Consider the following 21473-nt stretch of genomic DNA (forward strand, 5'->3'; position numbering starts at 1 on the left):
CATGGCTGCCCCAGACCGACTGGGATGAGCTGCTACAGGAGGCGGGTGGGTCAGCGAGAACCCGGGGCACTTCAGCCACACGGCCAACCCTGCACCTACAGCCGCGCATCGCTGACGGCCGGGGACCGGGGTGGCCGCCACGGAGCGCCCCGTCACACGCATATAGACGACCGAATTCAGTTGCTTTCAGCTGGCGATCGTAGGTCGATGGAGCAGATAGCCCCATACAGGATCTAGTTCCTCATCATCCAGATAGCAGGAGTCCGACCAGTGGCGCTGCTCAACTGGGGCAAGGAGTTCCTCGATAGTGCACGACCATGCTTTGCATAGGGCATGCATGAACGGCGCATAAAGGCCGCCTGACATTCGCCACCAGAGCTTCTCCCACGTGAGCGAAGGGTGGTTGCGCGCGAACTCATATTCAGCATCACGATTCAGGACATCTGGGAATGCATCAGCCAATGGCGGATAGGCCGATCTTTGGGAGAGAACGACCCAATTATCAGGGAGCAGTACATTTTTCCCGGACAGGTAGCGATAAACCTGCGGAGGGCGGGTTCTGACGGCCACGTTCGGTCCTGAGGCAATGAAGACTTCGTTCCGCTGTGTGGCCCATGCGGCGACGTCCGCCGGGCGGAGCAGGCCCTGCGCTGTTATTGCAAAGGCGATGTCGTCGGATAGGCGTTTGAAAGCATTGTGCAGCATTCCGGCCAGCTCCAGCTGAACTGCGTCGCCGAAGTGCCCGATATCGCGCAGCTTCTTTTCCTGGGTGTGCAGCCATCGACGAATCTGGTCCTGATTGGCGACCAGACCTGCCTTGTCCCGCGAGGCCCGGCTGGGCTGACCGGCGAGATATCCCGCGAAGGCGTACGTCTGGTCAGCCAGAAAGCCGTTGACTGGGACGATCCCACGGAAGTCGCCTCGCCCTTGGTAATTCAGGTCAGTCCAGAGCGTGGCCAGTCCGATGCGTCGCCCCGATTCGTCCAGCACTTCGGTTGCCCGTTCGGCGAAGGCGTCGCGCAATTGTAGGCGCTGCTTCTCTTGCCCAACGCGCCAGCTGTCTGTCAGGGATGGGTAGAGGCGATCGAAGACTTCATCCGGTGATCCCGAGTCCAGCGTGAAGGGAAGAACCGTCTCATGTTCGGCCGCGCCGGGCTCCCAAATACGGATTGGGACAGCGTTCTCCAGGACCAGCCGTCGGATGAGCTGACCGAGTCTGTCGTCGCTGGTCCTGGAGAGGGGCCCCTGGATATCGTAGGGATTCGCCTTGAGCGTTGCGCGCACAGTTGTGCCCGGCGCAGCACGGCCGCGTTCGGGCAGTGGCGTAAGCAGCGGCCGCCGAGCTGCGCTGTCGAAGGTTAGTCGGCGCGCGTCTGCCACGGAGGCGTCGTAGCGACGGGTGATCAGTTCGACCTGGTCGCCGAGCAGGAAGACAGAGAAGAAGCCGATGCCGAACCGACCCGTGGGCTGGAATCCACCGCTGGCCAGGCCGGGGAGCCGACTGCGGATGCGGGTGGAACTCCAGCCGCTAGTGCCGAAGTCGAGCAGTCCACGGACGAGGGTCTCCTCGTCCATGCCGATGCCGTTATCGCAGATCTCCAGGCACCAGGAGCCGTCGGTCTCAGTGAGACGTACGTCGATGCAGCCCTCGGTGAAGTCAGGTTCTACAGCGTAGCGAGCGAGGATGGCGTCTTGGGCATTCTGGATCAGCTCGCGAACGGCCACCTCTGGTTCCTTGCCGTATAGCTGCTCTCCGCCCAGTGTTTCTACCAGAGCAGGGACATCGGAGACTTTGACGGTGGCATCAATGGGCCGCCAGTTCGACACCGGGAAGAGTTCAGCGAAGCGCTCGGGGGAATCAACTCCGGCAACTGCGCGAGCCGCGAGTCGGTTGCGGTCGAGGTCGTACAGGAGGGCATCGACCTTCTTCAACTCCTGGTCGACGCTGCGCAGGTAGTCCAAGGCCAGCCACCAGGCGGTAGCATCGTGTGGGGGGAATGGGCGCAGCGAGGTGTAAGTGATCCGGTCGCCGTCCAGGTGCGGGCGGCTGATGTGTTCCTGGAATCGCCAGTGTGCACGGGCAATACCTTGCGGCTTACGCAGGGAGAACAGAAACGTCGGGGCACGGCGGCTGTCGATCTGGGTTGCGTCGGCAAGCCGCAGGATGCAGGCCAGCTTGAGCGGTTCGATGGTCCACTCCGCTGGCTGCCAGGTCAGCGAGCCTTTCGGCTGGCGGAACTGATCGGCAAGCTTGTCCACCGACCACCAGTGACTGGCTGCCAGATCGCCGATTAGCGGACCGTACGCTTCGCGGAGTTGAACGTCCTGGATGAGGAAGATCTCGTTGCCCGCACTGGACCGCCACGGCTGATCCACCAGCCGCCGGGCCTGCTCCGCGTGCGTTTCGCGGATCGCGGTGGCCTGACACGCTTCGGCGATCTCGGCAGGCGGGGCGTCCAGTTGCTCCTGATCCGGCCAACATCCTTGCCGGTGGAAGTAGGCGACTGACACCAGATCGCGCCACCGCTGTTGGCCCAGCGCTTCGGGCACACTCATCCCGTATGCCGCCGCCCCCATCGCGGCGTCGTGCAACACGAAGGCACAGCCCAGCACGTATGCCTCAGCCGGGTTCAGCCCGATCTGGTTACCACACATGAGACCGGCCGTCTCCCACAGCGCGTCCACGTGGCTGATGTCGTGGACCGTGAAGTCGGGCAAACTACGCGCATTCTCCGCGAGCAGTAAAGCCGCATTGTCTCGCAGCGTCAGATACGACGCGCGCAATCGCTCCCGTTGGCTGTGGTGATCGTCCTTGCGCGGACGCACGGCAAGGGTCTCCTGCCACAGGGGTGTGCTGGCGAAGTCGTGCTCGGACACTGGGAACGGTCACCTCATTGCCGGCAGAACAAAGAATCCGGCGAGCACCCACATAGTGATCACCGAGACGGTGATGAACAACAGCACGTAAGTTTCGTACCAACGCGTGAGGTTGCCTGGACGTGGGCGCTTACGAAAGCCGGGCCCGACCATCTCATCGGTGATGTCGCACTCTTCGTTGCGGTAGTCGAGCCAGGCGAAGGCACCCACCACTATCAGCGTGATGGTGAATGCAGCGACCACCGTAGTGAGGGTCAGTAACCCAATCACTCCGCCCCGCGCGGTGGCTGGCGCTACCCCCCACTTGCGGTACCCAACGAACAGGGCAAGAGTCGCGCCGACCAGAGTGGTAGCAAGCGTCTGATAGATCGCAAGGAAGCGGTGCGCATTCTCATTCACTGCGTGGATCTGCTGCAGAATGTACCGGTACCGTTCTAGTGCGAACTCGTGTCGCTCGGCCCTTGCTTCTGGCCTCGTCTCACCCGGCGCTGCCATCGCCCCCCGCCCGTCTGACCGGTCATCAGCATAGGCCACCAAGGTTACTGAGCATCCCGAGTTGCCGAGACTCATGTGCTGGACCAGTACGCACCGCAGGACCTTCCCACCCAAGTGGCGAGCGATCGCGAGCACGTACGCCCGGATTGGTGTGGCAGCAAGTTGAGCGGGCATCGCACACTCGGCCCATGTGTCAGCGAGCCTGCGGCGTCGCGTGGTCGCAGTTGCCGCGCGCAGGTCGGCCGCCCCGCGATCACCAGGAGCACGGCGACAAGCGCAGTGTCGGACAGCGCATCCCACAACTTTTCGAGCATGCAGGCAGTCCTCAATCCAGCCGCGATCGGCTGCCTCCCTCGCTGACCGGCCGTGACACCCGCTCGCCGCAGAGAGCTTGGGAAAAGAACCTTGAACAGGTCGGCGCTGACAGCGGCCAGTCGCACGAGGCCATCCCTGCGTCTGCTGATGACGCGAGGGCGGCCTCGCGCGAGATTGTCCTCAGGCGTCCGGGGTGCAGATCTCCTGCCAGCCGCCGGACTGTTCGACACTCGCGCGCACCTGTGCGTGGTGGCGTGTGGACGGGCAGCCGTTCTCGGACAAGGTCGCCCGATTGGCGGCGGGAGCGGCCGGCCCGACGTAGAAATTATGACGGTGGGCGAGGCCGACGAGGCCGCGTACGGGCAGAGCGAGGCCGCGTACAGGGCGGACAGGGAAGGCGACGAGTGCTGTCGGACGAGACGTGGCGCGAGCTACGGGACCAAGGTGCGACCCGCAGCTTTCGCGAACGCAGCGTGATGCTGAGACAGGGCTCTGCGGGAACGCACCTGCTCGCCCTCACCGACGGCCTCGCCAAGGTCGTGTGCCGGGAACCGAACGGAGTCGTGACCTGGCTGGCCTTCCGAGGGCCGGGCGACCTGCTGGGCGAGGTGTCCGTCTTCCACGGCACCCCGCGCACGGCGGAAGTGGTCGCACTCACCCCCTGCACGGCTGTCGTGCTGGAGGCGGAACGGTTCCGCCGATTTGTCGAACAGCGTGGGCTCGTCATGGACTTGATGCGCCAGGCCCTCTCCCGACTGCGAGAGTCCGACGCCCACCGCACCGAACTGTTGACCCTTCCCTTGGTCGTCCGGCTGGCGCGGGCACTCCTGCGCCTTGCCGAACTCACCGCGCCCGGCACCAAATCGGATGTCGTACGCCTGACCGGCTTGAGCCAGGAGGAGATCGCCCAGGCGACCGGGGTGACCCGCAACGCGGTCACCACCGGACTGCAACGGCTGAGGGAGTCCGGCGCAGTGGAGACGGCCCGCAGAGTGATCGTCATCAAGGACATGAGGGCGCTGCGCGACTGGGCGACGACCGCACCGAGGACCACGCCCGCGTCACCCTTCTCGCCGCCCCCGGCTGAATGAACGCGCCTGCGCCGGGAGTGGGAACCGTCGCCTGAGCATGCCCACGCTGTGACGTGGGACACCCGCGGAGTGCCCTGCGCTGTGCAGTCGGACGGACCGAACCGACGGAACCTCGAATCAGCCGGCCACCGGCTTCGTCGCCGTCCCACCGTCCACGAGGAGATCACGCATGTCCACGCCCGTTCCCGCCCCGTACACCGAGAGCCGACCGCTTCCTCCCTACCGTGCCCTGTTCGCTGTCGACGCAAAGGACTTCACCGGTCTTCCCGCCGTGCAGCACGGTCCGGTGAGCCAGTTGATCCCCGAACTCGTCGACCAGGCGCTGGAGCGAGCCGGGCTCCACGAGCTGCGCGACTCCAAGCAGTTTCCGGCCAACACCGGGGACGGCGTGGTGTTCGGCTTCGATCCGGCGTTGCTGCCCTTTGTCCTCTGGCCGTTCCTGGGCGTGCTGGACGACATCCTTGGCGCGTACAACAGGCAGTGCGTGGGCCCTCGCATCCGGCTCCGGGCCAGCGTCCACGTCGGGCCGCTGCCGGACACGGGCGGTCCCGGCGACGGCAACGGCACCGCCCGCAACGACACGCACCGGTTGCTGGACTCCCGTCCGGTCAAGGCCATCCTGGCTGCGGCGAGTGAGCAGGTCACCCACCTGGCCGCGGTCATCTCCCAGCGCGTCTACGAGGACGTCGTGCTCGGCGCGTACACCGGGCTGCACCCCGACCGCTGTGTGGAGGTCCCGGCCACCGTGGAGGGAAAGAACTTCTCGCAGCGGGCATGGCTGTACGTCCCGTCGCCGTCCGGAAACCTCGTACAGGCCGGTGTGCGACCGCGCGAGGAATCCGTAGCACCGGCCGGCGCATCCACCGATCAGGAACAGGACCCGGTGACGCGGCCCGGCACGCACTACAGCGGCAACACGCAGCATGTGGGCGAGGGCGCTGCCGTGATGGGGGACGTCGGACGGGACATCACGTACACCGGCGGTTCCACCTCGTACCGCGGCACCAACCAGCACTGGGGCGGCGGCGACAACGTGGCGGGCGACAAGCGGGTCGGCGGAGCCGGAGACCACCGGTGAGCGCCGACGCGGACACCTCTCCTGGCCCGGACGGTCCGGACGCCGACGGCCGACCGGATCCGAGGAACTCCTACCGCGACAACCAGCAGCGGCTGGACCAGGGCATGGCGGTCATGGGCGGAATCGCCGGCGACGTCACCGTGATGATCGGCGCCCCGCTCAACGAGACCGCCACGGACCACATCGTCAAACCTCGCCTGCGGGAAGGTCCGTACCCTGCGGACGACGTCCACGCCCGCTTGCGCGGATTCGTCGAGCCACCGGCCTACGCACAGTGCCGGAAGGTGCTGGACTGCCACATCCTGATGCTGAGGGCCAGCAGCGGCACAGGCGCGAGCACCGCCGCGTTCGCACTGCTGGCAGAACGGTACGGAGCCGGCGGCATCACCGGCCTGGACTCACCGGATGACCTCTCACGCTGGCGCCCCAAGGAGGGGCGCGGCTATCTGCTCCAGGGTCTGTCCCCGGCGGCCGCCGCCTCGCTCGGCGAAGTCGCGCTCACCGCGCTGGCCGCGCTGCTGCGTCGATCGGGCTCCCATCTGGTCGTCACCGTCCGGGCGGAGATGGCGCTTCCCGGCGACACGGTGCCCTGGCAGGTTGTGCACCGCCCGCCGCCGTCGGCCGAGGTGGCCACGAAGCGCCTGAACACCATGGCCGAGGCGGGTGAGCTCACCTCTGAGCAGGGGGCTGACACACTGGGACACCTAGCCTCCCCAGACTTCACCGGCTATCTGCACGCTCACCCGCTGCCCCGGGACGGTGTCGACGTGGCGGAGGGACTGCGTGACCTCGTCGTGTCGGGGAAGCCCGCCGCTTCCGTACTCGACGAACTGCAAACCGGCAGTCCCGCGGCGGCCCGCAAAGCGCTGGCGGAATCGAGCCACCGGGCCGACAGTCTCTCCCTGATGGCTGCGATCTCGCTGCTGTCCGGACAGGACCGTACGGTCCTTGAGGAGTTCAGCGCGATTCTCCGCCCCCACATCGACGAACGCGGCGGCCCGGCACCGGTCACCGCCGGGCGGCCGGAGCGTATCGATACGCGCGGACTGGTCACGGAAGGGCCGCAGACGCGGCGCGACGTTCTCGGACCGGCCTTCGAGGACCGACTGGCGGCCGTCGGCGCACGCCTGCTGCCGCCCCGTTTCGAGCGCTATCCGGTCCAGCCGGTCGTCTTCTCCGGCCGGCACCGGTCGGACGCCCTGCTCCGGTGCCTGTGGCTGGACTACGAGGGCATGGCGGGCCTGCTGTGGAGGACCTTGGACGAGGCCCCCCACCGCTCCGGCATCGAACTGGCGGCGGGTCAGGCGATCGGGAAGGTACTGGCCCACGCGACCGGCCCGGACACTCTGCGCCAGCTGCACCCCTTCGCCGCGTCGGACAAGCGCTGGCGCCGCCGTCTGGTGGCCTACGCGCTCGGGGAGATGGTCCAGTACCCCGCCCTCACGGGCGCGGTACGGGATCAGTTACGGCAATGGAGCCGGGCCACCATCGTCACCCTCCGCTGTACCGTGGCCGAGACCTGCGGCGGCAGCTACGGCCTGGCCCGGCCCGCCGTCGCCCTGAAACTCCTGGACGCCGTACTCGACGAGTCGGACAAAGACCTGGAGCGCGGATTGCGTACAGCGGTGTCCTTCGCTCTCAGCACCCTTCTCTCCGAGGACGCCAACCACGCCCCAGTCCTCGACCGCCTGCGGGAGTGGCAGGGGGCCGATCCGGGCACACAGCGTCACGCCATGGCGGTGCATGCCATCGAATCGATGAGCCAGACGGCCTTCCCCCGGCCCGGCGCGCCGGGCGTACGGCGCGTGAGTCTCGCCGACCTGCTCGTGAACCACCCCGAGCTGGCCTTCGACCTCGTGGTCACAGCCCTGGACGACCCTGCCACCCACGAAGCGACAGCGGCGGGCCTGTCCCTGATCGAGAGCGACCCGGACCTACGGCACCGGACTGCCTTCCCGCACTTCCTCGCTTCACTCTCCGGCAAGGCCCGGAGCCACCGTGGCGTCATGCGATTCGCCCTGCGCCGCCATCGCGTCCGTACGGCCTCCCCGGCAGAAGGGTTCGCCTCATGACCGGCCCGCTCATCACACCTCTGAACTCCTCGCCGGCCTGGCAGCTGTTCCGCCTGCGCCTCGGTTCCCCGGAGGACCGCGCCCTGGTGTTTCTCGCGGACGACGGGGCCGATGGAATGGTGCCGCCCCGCGGCGGCGACTACTGGGGCTATCCGCGACCGACAGCGCGCGCGGTACGTCAGGGGGACTTCTTCGACATCGTGTGGGTCTCGCTCGCGGAACGGCGGATTTCGGTCGACATCCCGCGCCGGCCGCCGAAACCCCCTGCCCGTTACGGGGTCGCCTGGAAGATCACCAACCCGGTCATCGCGGCGAGGAACCGGATAACCGAGGAACGGGCCCGACACCTGGTGGTCGGCCACATCAGCGAGAACGCCACGTTGCCCGGCACCGCCGACCCGTTGCGGAAGCCCCCACCCCACTTCGGTACGACCGAGGTCGAACCGCCCGGGCGGCCACAGGTGATCGACGACTTCGGCCTCACGTACTGGTTTCTGGACCCGCCGGCCGCGCTTCTGCCTACCCCCGGCACCGGTGCGGAACCCACCCTTCCGCCGGGCTTCGGCGAAGCCCACCGCGAGGCGTACCGCTTCTACCAGGAGGTTGTCGCGGGCGGTCCCGTCAGCCTGGCGGCCCTCTGGCTCCTGCACCAGCCGGAACAGGCGAGGGACGTGCTCGACTGGACGGTGACTCACCGCAATCTCCTCTCCGACCGGGACGGCTGGGAACGCACCCTCGCGGCGACGCTTCAGTCACTGACACCTGAGGACCGGGGCTTCGTCGGCGTCAACCTGGCGCGTGTCCTGAGTGACGTGGGGGTCCCGCAGGGCGACGAGATTCTGCGCAGAATCGGCCACACCGACGCGGCGGAGGACGGGAACGGCCCGTACGGGGATCACCGGTGATCCCCCGCCTGCCCTTCGCCCGCCGCCCGCCACAAGCGGCCGAGCCGGAGGACGTGGTGGAACTGTCACGCGAGCTGATCGCCCAGAACCACATTGAGATAGGCCGGGCGGACGGCAAGGCCGCCGTCCTGCTCGCCACCGGGGGATCGATGCTCGGACTCCTCCTGATCCGCCGCCCGCCCGGCACCTCCTGGCCCCACCCGCTGTGGTGGACGGCGGCGGTCACCACTACCGTAGCCCTGCTGTTTCTCCTGGCGGCGCTGCTGCCCCGCCACGGACCGAGACTCAGGGAGAGCTCCCGCATCCTCGCCTACTACGAGGACGTGGTCCGGGCGGAGAAGCGTGCGGAACTGTCGTCCGGACTCCTCCTGAGCAGCTCCGATCCGCACCCCCGCCTGTTCCGTGCCCTGACAGTAACCAGCCGCATCGCCCGTACCAAGAACAGATGCGTGCACGGCGCCGTCCTCATGCTGCTGCCAGCAGTCACGGCCGTGAGCGCGGCGCTGCTCTCCGGCGTCTGAGGCACTTCGGAGCGACTGGTTGCATCGCGCCCTTGCCGTCACGGAAGGCCTGTTCGGTGTCCGCGTAGGAGCGGGAAAGGCCGGCGCGGTCGATGTATCCCTTGTCCGCGAGGTCGGCGAGGCAGCGGTGTCGAAGTCCTGCAGCCGATCACCAGACCCGAGTCTTGCCGTTGTGGCGACCACGGGGCGCCGGGCGAGTGACAGAGGCACTCGTCCAGCGGGGACCATGACGGCTGCTGAGGTAGGAAGGGCTCGGCCACGGTCACTCCGGCATTCCTGTCAGCGGGGCCGCTAGTTACTTCGGGTCATCAACGCTACCCGCGACGCTCATGGAGGCGTCAGCGATTACCCAATAAGGCGGCGGGAGCGTGGTCTCAGTTCGAGTCTCATTCACGCCTGTCCAGCCCCGTTCACGACCCATTCCCACGAGGGTTGCGCCGCTGGCCAGAACACCTCTGACCAACGGTGTACCTCCAGACGAACATTTGGAAAGCGTGTTGGGGGCAACCCCTCACGAGTTCGAATCTCGTATCCTCCGCCATTGCTCTCACCGGGCAATACGTTGAAGGGCCCCACCGTTCGCGGTGGGGCCCTTCGGCGTTGTCTCAGCCCTCGTTGTCCTGGTCTTTGTCCACAGGCGCGCTCGGTGCGGGGCCCCAGATGGCATCCGCGAGCTTCTGTGCCACCTCCTTCAGCATGGCGTCGGGGACGTGCAGGTACCGTGCGCGCATCCGGGAGGACGTGCCTGCCTCCCAGCCCATGATCTGGTCGATCACGCGGTCCGGGATACCGAGCAGCATGAGGACGGTGGCAGCGGTGTGACGGGCGTCATGCAGCCGCGCGTCACGCACCCCGGCGTCCTCCAGCAGCCTCTTCCAGTCGTGGTAGTCCGTGTTCGGGCTGAGCGGGCCACCGAGCGGCTTCGTGAACACGTAGTCCGACTCGGTCCACAGGTTGCCGGCGGTCTTGCGCTCCCGGGCCTGGACCTCCCTGTGCTTTCGCAGCATCACGACCAGGGGGCCTGGCAGGGGAACCGCACGGCGGCCGGCGCGCGACTTGGTGTTCTTCGTCTCGCGCCGTACCTGCTTGCGGTCCGGGCAGTAACCGGCTTTCCGGCCGCAGGGAGCTGCCTCCTTGCACCCGTGGTCGTACTTGGGGCGCAGCCGGTTCCGGCGCAGCTTCAGATACTCGTGGTCCAGGTCCACGTCGACCCAGCGCAGACCCAGGGTCTCCCCCTGCCGCAGGCCGAGCGCCAACGCCAGCATCCAACGGGCGCTGTTGCGGCGCTTGTTCACCTCGATGAGCAGACTCTGCACCTCCTCTACCGAGTAGGGCTCAATCTCCTCCTCCGGCTCCTCCACGCGTGGCGGCTTGGCCAGGGCGGCAGCGTTCTTCGCGGCGTGGCCACGGCGCACTGCCTCACCGAGGGCGGTACGGGCGGTGCGGTGAGCCTGGTGAGCCGTGGCTGCCTTGCTGCCGTTCTTCTGCATCCGGCGGTACAGGCTCTCCAGGTGCTCCGGCTCCAGACGGTCAATGCGGTGCTTGCCGATGCCGGGCACGAGGTGCACGCGAACTGCTACTTCGTACCCGTCGTAGGTGTTCTCGCTAACGACGTCCTTGGCAATGTTCTCGACCCAGTGCCACAACCACTTCTCAACCGTCCACAGCTTGCCGGGCTGCTGTGCAGTCCCCTGGTCACGCTGTTTCTCCAGCCGTTTGACCTCTGCGGCCAAGGCGTCTTCGGACGGGCGGGTGATGTGCCTACGGTAGGGCTCGCCATTGTCCTTGTAGCCCATCGGTACCCGGGCGTGCCAACGACCGTCCTTGCCGAAGTAGACGGCCGTTTCGCCGTTCGCCCGGCGAGTGCGCTTTTTCTCCGCCACGGGCGGCATCTCCTTGGAGTCGGTGGGGTGGAACGACCGGAGCGCCGCCCCCAGTGGGTGGCGGCGCTCCGGCGTTGAGCAGGTCAGGCTGCGAAGCCCTCAGCACGGCGGCGCGCGATATACGCGGCCGGGGCGTCGGCAGGCACCCGGCGGAGTCGGCCGATCATCAAGGACTCCAGAGCCCCCGCGCGAATGAGGGTGAAGCAGGTGGTGCGGCCGATCTGGAGGCGGCGCGCGGCTTCTTCAACGGTGAGGAGAACGAGGGTGCTGTCATCGCCCTGAGCGAGGCGGGCGGTCTCCATGTGGCGCTCCTTTTGTCGTCCATCGCTTTGATGCCGGAGGCTTCGGGCCAGGGCTCTTCGGGGCCGCACCTGTCCGAGGCTGTGGTTTCTGCGTCATCGCGTCATCTGCGTCACTCATGGCCTCTGACCTGCGGTTACGTGGTGACGCAGGCAGTTGGGGGTGCGTCACCGGTGACGCAGGCGTGCGTCATGGGGTGACGCAGGTGACGCGGGGTGACGCAGCCGAAGCCGTCCTGCGTCATCCCCGTTGCGGCAGCTCAGGGGCCGTTTCGGGGTCTCTGGTGACGCGGGTGACGCAGCCTTCCCTTTCTTAAGAAAAAAGAGAGGGGGTGTCTGTTGTGGTGTGGTGCGGCTCAGGGCGTGAATGGGGAGCCGCTTCGCGGCGCGACCACAGGGCGGCGTTCCGCCGAACAGCAAGAGGAGCACCCGCCCCCCGTTGGCTGGGGTGCTCCTCTTGCTTGTCCGTGCCGGTCGCCAGTGCCGGTCAGAACGACTGTTGTTCGTGAGGCGGTAGGGCCGGACGTCGGGTCATTTCGATGTACCGGCCTTCCTTGGTGCGGCCCCAGTCGATGAGGACGCCTCGGGCGGCGAGGGTGGGCTGAAGGCGCTTGAGGCGGTCGGAGAGGACTTTCCCGGTCGTGGGCCACCCCTTGGGCAGGGGGCGGCAGTCGTCGCCCGTGTAGAGGCCGGTGAGGCGTTGCAGCCACTCGGAGGACGTCATCCGTGTCTCGGTGCCGGGGTCGAGGGTGGCGGCGTGCTTGAGGACGGTCTGCGCGAGCAGGTCGCCTTCGATGACGTCGTCGTTGAGGTCGTCCAGGCTGCTGCGGTAGGCGGAGAGCGTGCCGAAGCCGGTCGCGGCGTCGATCTGCGCGCACAGGTGCGCGAAGTCCGCCATCCGCAGGTCGCTGGGGATGTCGGCCTCGGTCGCCCGGACCTTGACGGTGAGGTCGAGGAGGGAGCCGAGGATGACGGGCAGGGCTGCTTCGAACTCCCGCCAGAGTTCCGCCTCGGTCCGCCGCACGCTGGGCCGCTCCAGGCGTAGCGGCAGGAGGCGTTCGGCGAGGTCGGGGCGGATGACGCCGACGTCGATGCCGGTCAGGAGGAGGGGGCGGCGGTAGCGGGAGCGGACGACGTCGCCGTCGCTGAAGAGGGCGCGCTTGATGCTCTCGGCTCCGGTGACGATGCAGCACATGAGGTCGGACAGGTCCGGAGCCAGGTGGGACAGGTTGTCCAGGGCGGTGACCCATCCGGCGGCGACGGCCGTGATCAGGTTCTCCTCGTCCTTCGGGGCCCGGCGCAGGTCCCCGGTCATGCCCTCGATGATCCGCACCAGCATCCGGCCCGCCGTGGACTTGCCCGCGCCCTGGGGGCCGGTGAGGAACGGGGCGGGGACGGGCACGGACGGGCCGAGGCAGCCGATCAGCCAGGCCAGGGCCAGGCTCTCGGTTTCGGCGGTGGCGAAGTTCGTCAGCCGCAACAGCTGATCGATGCCCTTGCCCTCGGTGTCCTTGGCCGGCAGGGGGAGTTCGCCGGTGAGCTGGGTGCGCCGCCAGCACACCTCACGCGGGTCGGGAACGGCGACGGTCCAGCCGTTGGGGTGGATGCGGACGGACTGCCCGTCGTCGCGGCCCAGGTCCAGCCACGTCGCCCCGTCGTACCCGGGGGCGACGCGGATGTGCGTGGGCTGCACGTCCTGGCTCAGTGCGAGTGCTTCGATCAAGTCCAACGCCTCCTTGAGCGAGGTCCCGTTGAAGACGCCGACCCCGTCGTTGAAGAGGTCGACCATGAGTTCCTGCCGGTGGCTGCCGGTCGTGCCCTGGGAGCGGATCGGGCGGGCCACGGGGTGGCCGATCCGCTGGGCGTAGACGGTGCCCTCGGTGGTGCGGAAGTACCGGAAGTGCGCCTGCGCGTACTCGGTGATGATCTCGCGGGCCGGGGTCTTCTCGTCCTCGGACATGGCTCACATCCCCAGTGCGGTGCGGGCGTTGGCCCACGCGTCCGCGCAGTGCCGAGGGCCCTCGCCCTTGGCCTGAGCGGCGGTGAACAGCCGCGCGATGTGGGTGTCGGTGAGGCAGCCGCACCGGCCATGGGCGGACAGCACGGCGAGGAACGTCCGGTAGACGGTCGTGTGGACTGCGCTGCGGGCCTCGGTGATGCGCTGTTCGGCCATGGCGATGCCACGGTCCAGATAGGCGGGCATGCGGTGGGGGCACTCGCCATCCCCTGCCCGTGCGGGCATGGCGATAGCCTGCGGCGCCTCCCGGGCCGTGGAGGACTCCATGATTGCCAGGGCGCGCACGGCTTCGGGCAGATCGGTCATGGTGCCGGCGCCGGGACCGAGCCACCGGGCGTAGGACATGGACGACTTGATGTCCACGCCGTCTCGGACGCCGTTCACGGAGCGCATGGCGCCCCGGTAGATCCAGTGTTCCCCGCGCGTAGTGGGCACGGTCCTGGTCGCGGGCAGGGTTTCGCGGGCCCAGGTGACCGCGTCGGCGTTGTCGAGGTCAACGACGGTGAGACCGGCGCCGCCGGGGTGGTAGGCAACCGCGTGGGCCTGCCGCCACGCCTTGGCCCAGGCTGGGGACTGGAGTGTGGCGGGGGCGGTGGTGGCGGCGGCCCAGGCGTGGCATGGCTGCGGGCACCGGCAGGTGCCGGGGGTCTTCATGTTCGGTCGGCCGCCGCACGCGTTGTCGGCGCAGTCGGGGCAGTTGCCGAACGGGCCCTTCCCCGCCCGCAGCGGCAGCACCGGCACGTTGCCCGCTGCGAGGTACAGGGCGGTGGCGAGGTGACGGCCGTCTCGCCGGATCGGGATCGAATGGGTCATGCTGGGTGTCTCCAGTTCTGTGTGTGCTGGCAGACGAGAGCGGCCCCGATTCATTGGCGTGAGAGGGGGGCCGCTCTCGGCTTGTCCGGCGTGATGCGGAATCCCTGCCGCGAGTCGGTCAGGGAGGCTGGGGCACCCCCTGCCGGGGTGCCTGCAGAGGGGGATTTAGGGGCGCTGACGTGCGCGCCTCCCTGCCTCCCTGTCTGATCATTTGTGCTGGTCAGAGCCAGGGAGGCGGGGCAGGGAGGCGGTTAGGGAGTTCTCCCTGCCTCCCTGGCCCGTGGGGGTCCGCCTCCCTCTACTCCGAGGCGGAAGCGGAACCGTCGCCGTCGCGGTTGGCGAGGGCTGCTGTGACGCGGTCGCGGGCTACGACCATGCGGCCGTCGGACTTGTACGGCTCGGCGCCGGCGTCGTCCAGGACGCGCTTGAGGTCGATGAACGACCAACCGCTGTAGGCGTCCTCGTCCAGCGCGGCCAGCCGCGTGATGACCTCCTGGGTACGCACGCGGGCGTCGCTGCCCAGCACGGTGGCGATGTCGGCGAGCGGGTCACGCTCCTCGTCCCGCTCGACGACGTGGAGGGTGGTGACACCGTTGCGTGCGGCTTTGGCCCGGTCGGCGATCTCGGCGGCCTGGTCGGTGTCGATGTAGTGCGTGCGCACGGTCACCGAGGTCTGGCCAGGGGCGAGCTTGAGGCCGTCGCCCGCGACGACGACCGTGCCCTTGTCGAGCCCCTGCCGCAGCTTGTGCGGTGCCGCACCGCCGTCGATGGCCGCGTCCCCGATCGCCATGCGGGCCTGCGACTCCGTCCCGAGAACCAGCGACGACCGGATGTGGTTGCCCTCGCGGGACCGCTTGGGAAGGTTCTCGTTCGTCGGGTCCTGCGTGCCTTCCCAGGTGGTGACGTTGACCGCCCGCCCCTGGTCGTGGATCGCCTTGATGGCACGGAAGTACCGGGACGTGGCCTTGGCTCCCCCGAGGGGGATCTTGTTCTTGTCGACCGCCCCGGACCCGTAGGCGACCTGCGCCTCGTCGACGATGACGACCAGCGGCGGGAACGTCTCGCCCTTGAGCTGGAGTCGCCGGTTCATCTCCCGGGCGGCGTCCTCGACCATCTCCGTCACCTTCAGGACGTGGTCGTCGGTCGGCCCCTGGATCAGGACCCTGGCCAGGCCGCCGAACATGGCCCAGTCACCCACACCCTTGAGATCCCCGATACGGAACTCGACCTTCGGGTCGAACGCCAGCCACAGGGCCAGGGCCCGCAGGGACGCGGTCTTGCCCTGGTTCGACAGGCCGGTGATGAGAAGCATCCGCTGGAACAGGCTGACCAGGGCGGCGTCACCGCGCAGATCCTGCCCCCACGGAGCTCGCCCGGTCTTGTAGTTGGCGCTCACGTCGGGGTCGGTGACCAGCGGGGAAGGCCCGATCGGCTCGTCCAGGGCGCCGCTGTCCGCGATCCACAGGCGGACCGTGCGCGGGGACGGCGGGATGGTGATGAACACTTCGTGCTCGTGGCGGTTCAGGTTCTCCGCGAGCTTCCTGCGACGGTTCTGGATCTCCTCGGTGCTGACACCGGACGGCAGGTGCACATCGACCTCGACACCGCACCCGGCGATCACGATCGGGCTGAGCATCTGCGCCCCGACGTCGCCCATCTCCTTGATGGCCTTCTTCAGGGTGGCCACTCCCAGGTCCCGCATGGCGGTGACCACGATCGACGGAGTGATCGGCGCCCCTTCACCGCTGCGGTCCCTGGCGGGCAGGGCCCACTGCGGGGCGGCCTTCTGGTGACGGCCGACCGCCCACAGGCCCAGCACGGCCGCCCACGGGCCCAGGGTGACCAGCGGCCCCCAGACCACGGAGATGATCAGGACGATCCACTGCACCAGTTCGATCAACGCCATGGTCGGCGTGGCGAGGTCGGTGAAGTCCTTGTTCGCGATGGCCAGGATGATGCCGAGCAGGAGCAGCCCGCCGGCCGTCACCCCGACCCCTGCCGCCGCGCCCTTGGCGAACTTCACCGGGGCGGTGAGCAGGTCCATGCGCCGCTGGTGGCGTGCGGCACGGAACTTTGCCCCGCGTTCCTCCCACTCGGTGGCCAGGTCCAGGTTCCCCGCAGCTTCGGCGGCCCGGAGCATCCGTTCGTAGCGGGCGGCGGTGCGGCCCTCCCAGGTGCGGCGGGCCACGATCCGGCCCCCGCCCACGACGTACATGCCGTGCCGCACCGTCAGACGCCCGGCGGTACGGGTCCGCTCGTGGGTGACCGCCCGCCGGATTGCGCGGCCGGACCGCACCCACCGCGACACCGGGGCCTTGACCACCGGGGCTTCGTCCTGCGCGGGATCGGGGGCGGTCTTGGTCAGGTCGACCGGGCCCGCGTCCACGTGGGCGGTGCGGTGGTCGTCCAGGTGGTGCAGGGTGCCCATGTCGGCCCCCTCGGTGGCGAGTTCGGTCATGACTGTGCTCCTGCCTGGATCGGGTGACGGGTTGTGGTCTCTTCAGCGCTCCGCACGCAGCACGGCGCGTTCGGCGCGGCGCACGGCGTCCTCGGCCTGCTTGCGGGCCTGCCGGGCGGCGGGGCGGTCGGTGCGAGCGGCGGTCCGCTCAGCGGCCTTGGCGTTGGCGAGCGTCTGCCGGGCGTCGGCCTGCACCTGGTGCAGCGCCCGCAGCTCCTGCGCGCCACGCTCGGCCGCGCGCTGGTCGATCCGCTCGATCGCGGCTTCGACCTTCGGGTCGACGCAGTCGGCGAGGGCCTGGCGGAAGCCCTTGCGGAACAGGCGGTTGCGCTCGCGCTTCTCGGCGGGGGTGTAGCTCTCCACGGTGTCCTCCTCGGTCGGGCCGGACTGTCCGGTCCTCAGCCCGTCCGGTACGAGACCGGGCGGGCAGAGGACCGTCAGGCGGGCCGCAACTCGTGGGTGTGGCACAGGACGGTGCCGATCAGGGGACTGATCCGGTTCACCGTCCACCGGCCCTCGGTGAGCGGGCCGGGCGGTGCTGCGTCGACGATGCGGCCGGTTCTGCCGGCCGCGCGCGGGTCGTCCTGACATGACACGATCCGCACCTTGTCGCCTGCCGTGAACGGCATGACGGGCTCCTTTCGGGTCAGCGACGACGGGCTTTGGTGAGGGACTTGGTGGCGGTCTTGCCGTCGTTGCCGCCGACCGACTTCACGACGGTCACGACGCCCCAGGCCATGACGGCCGCGAGGAACGCGAGCATCGCGAGGTTGGCGGCAATGGCGGTCAGGACACCGACGAGGAGGGGACCGAAGTAGACACCGGCCGCGACGGCCCCGGCGCCGACACCGGAGCCGAGCGCGATGCGCTGGACGGTGCGGTCGGGCGGGGCCTGGTGGATGTGCTGAACGATCGGCTGGGCCTGCTGAGGTGCGGGCAGGTGGGCCGCGTCGGCGTAGGTGTAGGTGCCGTCCGGGAGCTGGACGACAGTGACCGCCCGGACGGGCTCGGGGATGTTGTTCACGGCTGCTTCCTTTCGGTCCGGATGCGCTCGTTCCAGGCGTCCTGACGGGCGATGAACTCGGCATCGATCGGGGCGCCGTCGGTGCACGGCTGGTCGTTCTGGCAGGCGGCGCAGGAACCGAGGTGCGTCGTGGACGCCTCGAACGCGCGCATGTAGGCGATGAACTCTTCGTCGCGGGACACAGGTCTCCTCGAATCCGGGCAGGAGTGGGACCGCCGACGGCGGAAGCAGCGTCGGCGTGGAAGTGGTGCGGGGAGTGCCCTGGGCCGGATTCGATCCGGCGCCGGCGTGTTCCAGGGCGGTGAGGGTCAGGCGCGGCCGCGGATCGGCTTGCCCGACTCGATGTACGCCTTCGCGCGCCGCATCTCGTCGCGGGTCAGGGTCTGGCCGACCAGGAACCGGGTGTCGGCGTCGGTCGGGCCCGCCATCGCGGCGGCAACGGCGATCTGGGCGCAGCGCTTGTCAGACTTGCGGAACATCTGGGTTCTCCTTCAGAGGTGTGGAACACGGTTTGAGCAGCGGTTTCAGGCGGCGCGCTGTTCTTCGGGGTAGGCGCAGGGGACACACATGCCGAGTGAGCGCGGGATGCAGTACCCGGCATCGCGGCGGCAGTTCGGGCAGATTCGGCGGGCGAGCATGGCCTTGGCCAGCGCCGCCCGGCGTGCCGGTGTCATGGGCCGTACGGGCTTGGCGCGGTCGATGCGGTAGAGGTAGGCGACCAGCGGGCCCCGGCGCCGTCGGGGCCGTTCGAGCTGGGCGGCGACGCCCTGGCCGCCGGGCCGAAGCCCCAGAGCGCGGAGCTGGCGGCGGGTGGCGTAGCCGTCCGGGGCCAGCCGCCATGCGTATTTCGGGAGCGCGGCCATCACGCCGCCGCCTCATCCGTGCCGGCCGACCGCTCCGCGCGCAGGGTCTCGCGCAGCACGCGTGCCTTGGCGGGAGAGGTGCGGACGGCCTTGCGGATGCCTTCCGCTGTCAGCTCCCCGATCGACCAGTCGGCAGTAGCCGATCGGGCCTCGTCGAGGAGTTCGTCAGCGGTCCGGACGGTGCGACTCGACCGGGCGACATCCGGCACGCGGCCAGTCGCCCGACGCGGTCGAACCGACTCAGCAGCGACCGCGCCGACTGGTACCGGCTCGACTGCCTTCTTCAGATCGATGACCACCGGAGCGGGAAGCGCCACCGGAGCTTCGATCGGCACGACGGGGGCCGGGGTCGACTCTTCCAGGTCAACGGTAGACCGATTTGCTGATGTATCGACCGATTCAGTGATGGAGTCGGGGTCAATCGGTCGGCGCCGAAGAAACCAACCGCCGCGCCGCCCTCCGACGCGGGGCCGAATGGCTGATGGGCGCTGGGCATCCGCGAGAGCGGCGATCGATCGGACGGACGGCTCGGCGGTGCAGCTTGGGTGTCATGCCGGGGGTGTCGGTACCGGTCTCGATCTCCCATGCGTGAGCGAACGCGTCCTCAAAAGACAGCTCACCGAACGGTGCGGCCGACACGAACCGGTCGGCCAGCAAGGCGATCGATCGGTGCTGGCGGCGGCGCCTCCGGTCGTGCCTGCGGCGCGCCTTGTCGTCGGTGCTACCGGCCTTGGCCGACAGGGTTGTCACCCACTGCCGGATCTCGAACAGAAGCGGACCGAGCAAGGTCACCGCTGCGAGCCCGATGCCGGCGGCCCGCGCGTCCGATGCGGACAGGCCGGGCAGGTGCGTGCCGTAGTCGTAGTTGATGGACGCGGCGAAACCGGCCGCCGCGACCACGAGCAGCCGCAGGAACCAGCGAACCCAGCCGGGCAGACCCCGTTCGTCGGCGTAGGCGACACCGGCCGCCATCACCCACGCCGCACCCTCGATCGCCAGGGGAAGCGGTAACAGCATCGGGGAGATACCGGCGAAGTGGAGAACCTGAGCGGGCAGGGAACCGAGCGCGGAAGCGGTGACCAGAGCGAGGGTGCCCTTGCGGTAGACGTTGCCCGCCGTCAGGGAGGCGCCCAGCTCCGCACGCCGCTCCGCCCTCGCCTTACGGGCCGCGTCCTTCTCGGCCCGCTGCTGACCGCGCAGCCGGGCCGCCCGCTCATCCGCTTCCCGCACCCGCTCCACTCGGCGGGCCTCGGCTGCGGCCTGGTCGATCCTGCGCTGCTCGGCCTCGGCCGCACGGTCCGCGCGCCGGTCCTCGGCGAACGAAGTCATCACGCCACCCCCGAGGAACCCGCCCCGGGCCGGTCGGCCAGGGGCCGGACCGGAATGGAGGCGATGAGGACCGAGGCGACTGGGGTGGGGCGCGTCTCGCGCCACTCCCACTCGGCCCCGTCCTCGGTCACGTACCCGAGGTCGGCCAGCGCCTGTGCGCGTTCCTCCGGGGTCGGGACCGAGGCGAGGTGGCGGAACTCGTACTTGGGCCACTCCACCGGTCGGGCGTCGGTGACGACGTACAGCTCCCAGGTGCCGTACACCCCCGTGGCCATGGATGCCTGAGGCAGCATCACGCCACCTCCCCAGCGGTGGTGTTCGCCAGGGTGCGGCGCGCGGCCAGGACCCGGCGGCGGGCCCGCCGGATGCGCCGCTCGTCCAGCTCGGTCGGGGCCCGGTCCAGCGTCATGATCTGCGCGTCCAGCAGCTCGACCTCCGCCCGGATGAGCGGCATCTCCGCCTCGATCGCGTCCAGCTCAGCCGCCGACGGCTCACCGTCGAGCGAGGCCGCCGTAACAAGGTTCTGAAGTGCAGCGATGGTCTTCATGGGTCGTTTTCTCCTAGTCGTGGGACGGCCCGAAACTGCGGCCCCGGTGCTCGAACACCGGGGCCGTGCGCCGTTCATGGGATGTGGTGGGTCAGACAGTGGCGATGAGGACCGAGGCGATCAGCAGCCACAGGTGGTGGAAGGACTGATCGAGCGCGTAGGCGCCGGTCCCGATGTGCGGGTTGTCGTCGTGGCCGGCGCGCGGGGCACCGAGCCGGTAGAACTCCGCCTTGCCGGTGACCCTGGCCAGCCACGCGAGAGTGCTGCGGCGGTCGGCCCACCAGTGCGTCGCCGCGTCCACGCCCATACCGGCGACCAGGCCGAGCAGGGACAGGTCCAGTCCCAGCAGCGCGGCGACGGGCAGGAGTAAGACGAGCTTGGTGGCGGTCAGGGTGCCGACGTGGCGGGCACCGGCCAGGCGCCCGGTCCAGCCGGGCTTGCCCTTGTTCGCGGACTGGCACGAGGTCTGCACCCAGTGGTCACCCACGCTGTGAGCGACGTACAGGGCGACGAACACGGCGGCGAACGTGGAAACGGTCATCGTGGCTCCTCATGAACGGCAGGAAGGTGTGCGGGGTGCGGGCCCGGTGCTGCAACACCGGGCCCGCCTTGCCTTGTGCTTCCACAGCTGGAGTCGTCGTCCGGCTCCCTGCCACCCCGCCCGTACGCGGCCCGCGAGGGGCCCGGACGGGCGGGGGAGGCAACCGGCGCAGCAACTGCCGCGAAGGTCATGCGCCATGTCTCTGCCTGGCACTCAGCAGGGCAGCTCACTGCGGGTGGCACCCGGGGGTGTTCTCCAGGGCCGCAGGATCGTGCGTACGGCACCGACGCGCCGCACCACTGCCGACGACATCACCCGGCCGCCACGGGAGCGAGGACTCTCACC

Annotated in this window: 23 protein-coding genes; 5 read left to right on the forward strand and 18 right to left on the reverse strand. The window is 69.0% G+C overall.

Annotated elements, in window-relative coordinates:
- Positions 1 to 186: 186 nt before the first annotated feature.
- Both ACFVYE_RS23405 and ACFVYE_RS23410 read right to left on the reverse strand, forming a co-directional pair.
- The gene (locus ACFVYE_RS23405; RefSeq protein ID WP_389607193.1) at positions 187 to 2877 is read right to left on the reverse strand and encodes an ATP-binding protein; all 2691 of its coding nucleotides are present in this window, start codon (positions 2875 to 2877) and stop codon (positions 187 to 189) included.
- A gap of 9 nt (positions 2878 to 2886) precedes the next feature.
- Positions 2887 to 3276, reverse strand: a complete 390-nt coding sequence (locus tag ACFVYE_RS23410) for a hypothetical protein (protein WP_389607195.1) — start codon at positions 3274 to 3276, stop codon at positions 2887 to 2889.
- A gap of 815 nt (positions 3277 to 4091) precedes the next feature.
- On the opposite strand from ACFVYE_RS23410, the gene ACFVYE_RS23415 reads away from it, so the two are divergent.
- From ACFVYE_RS23415 to ACFVYE_RS23435, 5 genes are all read left to right on the forward strand, one after another.
- Positions 4092 to 4778, forward strand: a complete 687-nt coding sequence (locus ACFVYE_RS23415) for a Crp/Fnr family transcriptional regulator (RefSeq protein WP_389607197.1) — start codon at positions 4092 to 4094, stop codon at positions 4776 to 4778.
- 169 nt (positions 4779 to 4947) lie between these two features.
- A complete protein-coding gene (locus ACFVYE_RS23420; protein WP_389607199.1) occupies positions 4948 to 5856 on the forward strand; it encodes a hypothetical protein in 909 nt (302 codons plus the stop codon).
- The gene (locus ACFVYE_RS23425) at positions 5853 to 7928 is read left to right on the forward strand and encodes a hypothetical protein (protein WP_389607201.1); all 2076 of its coding nucleotides are present in this window, start codon (positions 5853 to 5855) and stop codon (positions 7926 to 7928) included. Before ACFVYE_RS23420 ends, ACFVYE_RS23425 begins: the two co-directional genes overlap by 4 nt.
- The gene (locus ACFVYE_RS23430) at positions 7925 to 8833 is read left to right on the forward strand and encodes a hypothetical protein (RefSeq protein WP_389607203.1); all 909 of its coding nucleotides are present in this window, start codon (positions 7925 to 7927) and stop codon (positions 8831 to 8833) included. Before ACFVYE_RS23425 ends, ACFVYE_RS23430 begins: the two co-directional genes overlap by 4 nt.
- On the forward strand, positions 8830 to 9354 hold the full coding sequence (locus tag ACFVYE_RS23435; RefSeq protein WP_389607205.1) for a Pycsar system effector family protein: 525 nt from the start codon (positions 8830 to 8832) through the stop codon (positions 9352 to 9354). The genes ACFVYE_RS23430 and ACFVYE_RS23435 overlap by 4 nt, the downstream gene beginning before the upstream one ends.
- A gap of 605 nt (positions 9355 to 9959) precedes the next feature.
- Here ACFVYE_RS23435 and ACFVYE_RS23440 read toward each other — a convergent pair.
- The 16 genes from ACFVYE_RS23440 to ACFVYE_RS23515 form a co-directional block, all read right to left on the reverse strand.
- Positions 9960 to 11237 carry a tyrosine-type recombinase/integrase gene (locus ACFVYE_RS23440; RefSeq protein WP_389607207.1) on the reverse strand — a complete coding sequence of 426 codons (1278 nt, stop codon included), beginning with the start codon at positions 11235 to 11237 and terminating at the stop codon, positions 9960 to 9962.
- An 83-nt stretch (positions 11238 to 11320) separates the two neighbouring features.
- On the reverse strand, positions 11321 to 11539 hold the full coding sequence (locus ACFVYE_RS23445; RefSeq protein ID WP_389607209.1) for an excisionase family DNA-binding protein: 219 nt from the start codon (positions 11537 to 11539) through the stop codon (positions 11321 to 11323).
- Positions 11540 to 12023: 484 nt separating this feature from the next.
- A complete protein-coding gene (locus ACFVYE_RS23450; protein ID WP_389607211.1) occupies positions 12024 to 13496 on the reverse strand; it encodes an ATP-binding protein in 1473 nt (490 codons plus the stop codon).
- A gap of 3 nt (positions 13497 to 13499) precedes the next feature.
- Positions 13500 to 14366, reverse strand: a complete 867-nt coding sequence (locus ACFVYE_RS23455) for a DNA primase (RefSeq protein ID WP_389607213.1) — start codon at positions 14364 to 14366, stop codon at positions 13500 to 13502.
- A gap of 298 nt (positions 14367 to 14664) precedes the next feature.
- Positions 14665 to 16824 carry an ATP-binding protein gene (locus tag ACFVYE_RS23460; RefSeq protein WP_389607215.1) on the reverse strand — a complete coding sequence of 720 codons (2160 nt, stop codon included), beginning with the start codon at positions 16822 to 16824 and terminating at the stop codon, positions 14665 to 14667.
- 42 nt (positions 16825 to 16866) lie between these two features.
- Entirely contained in the window at positions 16867 to 17187 is a 321-nt protein-coding gene (locus tag ACFVYE_RS23465; RefSeq protein ID WP_389607217.1) for a hypothetical protein, read from the reverse strand.
- Positions 17188 to 17261: 74 nt separating this feature from the next.
- Positions 17262 to 17453, reverse strand: coding sequence for a hypothetical protein (locus tag ACFVYE_RS23470; RefSeq protein WP_389607219.1), 192 nt, complete (start codon positions 17451 to 17453; stop codon positions 17262 to 17264).
- A 17-nt stretch (positions 17454 to 17470) separates the two neighbouring features.
- Positions 17471 to 17848 carry a DUF6251 family protein gene (locus ACFVYE_RS23475; protein ID WP_389607221.1) on the reverse strand — a complete coding sequence of 126 codons (378 nt, stop codon included), beginning with the start codon at positions 17846 to 17848 and terminating at the stop codon, positions 17471 to 17473.
- Complete coding sequence (locus ACFVYE_RS23480; RefSeq protein WP_389607222.1) at positions 17845 to 18030, reverse strand: hypothetical protein; 186 nt, start codon at positions 18028 to 18030, stop codon at positions 17845 to 17847. Before ACFVYE_RS23480 ends, ACFVYE_RS23475 begins: the two co-directional genes overlap by 4 nt.
- A 126-nt stretch (positions 18031 to 18156) precedes the next feature.
- Positions 18157 to 18327 carry a hypothetical protein gene (locus tag ACFVYE_RS23485; protein ID WP_389607223.1) on the reverse strand — a complete coding sequence of 57 codons (171 nt, stop codon included), beginning with the start codon at positions 18325 to 18327 and terminating at the stop codon, positions 18157 to 18159.
- A 45-nt stretch (positions 18328 to 18372) separates the two neighbouring features.
- A complete protein-coding gene (locus ACFVYE_RS23490; RefSeq protein ID WP_389607225.1) occupies positions 18373 to 18711 on the reverse strand; it encodes an RRQRL motif-containing zinc-binding protein in 339 nt (112 codons plus the stop codon).
- Positions 18711 to 18920, reverse strand: a complete 210-nt coding sequence (locus tag ACFVYE_RS23495; protein ID WP_389607227.1) for a hypothetical protein — start codon at positions 18918 to 18920, stop codon at positions 18711 to 18713. The genes ACFVYE_RS23490 and ACFVYE_RS23495 overlap by 1 nt, the downstream gene beginning before the upstream one ends.
- A gap of 208 nt (positions 18921 to 19128) precedes the next feature.
- Positions 19129 to 20040, reverse strand: a complete 912-nt coding sequence (locus ACFVYE_RS23500; protein WP_389607229.1) for a hypothetical protein — start codon at positions 20038 to 20040, stop codon at positions 19129 to 19131.
- Positions 20040 to 20333 (reverse strand): DUF6303 family protein, encoded by a 294-nt coding sequence (locus ACFVYE_RS23505; RefSeq protein ID WP_389607231.1) that lies wholly within the window; start codon positions 20331 to 20333, stop codon positions 20040 to 20042. Before ACFVYE_RS23505 ends, ACFVYE_RS23500 begins: the two co-directional genes overlap by 1 nt.
- Positions 20333 to 20587, reverse strand: coding sequence for a DUF6284 family protein (locus tag ACFVYE_RS23510; protein WP_389607233.1), 255 nt, complete (start codon positions 20585 to 20587; stop codon positions 20333 to 20335). The genes ACFVYE_RS23505 and ACFVYE_RS23510 overlap by 1 nt, the downstream gene beginning before the upstream one ends.
- Positions 20588 to 20678: 91 nt before the next feature.
- Entirely contained in the window at positions 20679 to 21128 is a 450-nt protein-coding gene (locus tag ACFVYE_RS23515) for a transcriptional regulator (protein ID WP_389607235.1), read from the reverse strand.
- Between the last annotated feature and the right edge of the window lie 345 nt (positions 21129 to 21473).

This window comes from Streptomyces sp. NPDC058239, assembly GCF_042882185.1.
Classification (GTDB): domain Bacteria; phylum Actinomycetota; class Actinomycetes; order Streptomycetales; family Streptomycetaceae; genus Streptomyces.

Excerpts from the sequence above, each read along its gene's own strand:
- ACFVYE_RS23420 (WP_389607199.1), top strand. The coding sequence starts at position 4,948 with ATGTCCACGCCCGTTCCCGCCCCGTACACCGAGAGCCGACCGCTTCCT.
- ACFVYE_RS23430 (WP_389607203.1), top strand. The coding sequence starts at position 7,925 with ATGACCGGCCCGCTCATCACACCTCTGAACTCCTCGCCGGCCTGGCAG.
- ACFVYE_RS23445 (WP_389607209.1), bottom strand. The coding sequence starts at position 11,539 with ATGGAGACCGCCCGCCTCGCTCAGGGCGATGACAGCACCCTCGTTCTC.
- ACFVYE_RS23450 (WP_389607211.1), bottom strand. The coding sequence starts at position 13,496 with ATGTCCGAGGACGAGAAGACCCCGGCCCGCGAGATCATCACCGAGTAC.
- ACFVYE_RS23455 (WP_389607213.1), bottom strand. The coding sequence starts at position 14,366 with ATGACCCATTCGATCCCGATCCGGCGAGACGGCCGTCACCTCGCCACC.
- ACFVYE_RS23460 (WP_389607215.1), bottom strand. The coding sequence starts at position 16,824 with ATGACCGAACTCGCCACCGAGGGGGCCGACATGGGCACCCTGCACCAC.
- ACFVYE_RS23470 (WP_389607219.1), bottom strand. The coding sequence starts at position 17,453 with ATGCCGTTCACGGCAGGCGACAAGGTGCGGATCGTGTCATGTCAGGAC.
- ACFVYE_RS23485 (WP_389607223.1), bottom strand. The coding sequence starts at position 18,327 with ATGTTCCGCAAGTCTGACAAGCGCTGCGCCCAGATCGCCGTTGCCGCC.
- ACFVYE_RS23490 (WP_389607225.1), bottom strand. The coding sequence starts at position 18,711 with ATGGCCGCGCTCCCGAAATACGCATGGCGGCTGGCCCCGGACGGCTAC.
- ACFVYE_RS23500 (WP_389607229.1), bottom strand. The coding sequence starts at position 20,040 with ATGACTTCGTTCGCCGAGGACCGGCGCGCGGACCGTGCGGCCGAGGCC.
- ACFVYE_RS23505 (WP_389607231.1), bottom strand. The coding sequence starts at position 20,333 with ATGCTGCCTCAGGCATCCATGGCCACGGGGGTGTACGGCACCTGGGAG.
- ACFVYE_RS23510 (WP_389607233.1), bottom strand. The coding sequence starts at position 20,587 with ATGAAGACCATCGCTGCACTTCAGAACCTTGTTACGGCGGCCTCGCTC.
- ACFVYE_RS23515 (WP_389607235.1), bottom strand. The coding sequence starts at position 21,128 with ATGACCGTTTCCACGTTCGCCGCCGTGTTCGTCGCCCTGTACGTCGCT.